Here is a 312-nt window from a genome sequence, read left to right as displayed (position 1 = left end):
CGCGCGACAGGCGCCGGCAGGCCCAGGACGCCGAGCGCGCCCGGCTCGCGGCGCAGGCGCGCCTGTCGAGGCCCGACCTGGTGCGCCAGCAGGCCGCCGCGAGGCGATACGGCATAAGCCTCGAGCAGGCCTCGAAGATGGGCCGCGAGCTCGCGCAGCTTTCCCGGGCCGTGGAACCGGGCGCGACGTGGGACGAGGCGAGCCCGCGCGCCAAGGTGGCAGCGAGGGCGTTCGCGAGCGAGGCCCTGAAGACCCCGGCAGCGGCCCGCGCGGTGCGGCGCGAGGCGGAAAGGCAGCTGGCGGCGAGGCCCG

1 protein-coding gene is annotated in these 312 nt (G+C 78.2%); it reads left to right on the top strand.

Features of this window, described 5'->3' with window-relative positions; translation table 11 throughout:
• On the top strand, positions 1 to 312 hold a 312-nt coding region (locus tag SFHG_RS10740), incomplete at both ends, for a hypothetical protein (protein WP_042431988.1).

Origin of the sequence: Senegalimassilia anaerobia JC110, assembly GCF_000236865.1 — a bacterium.
Taxonomy (GTDB): domain Bacteria; phylum Actinomycetota; class Coriobacteriia; order Coriobacteriales; family Eggerthellaceae; genus Senegalimassilia; species Senegalimassilia anaerobia.
This window is presented reverse-complemented; position numbering and strand designations above follow the sequence as displayed.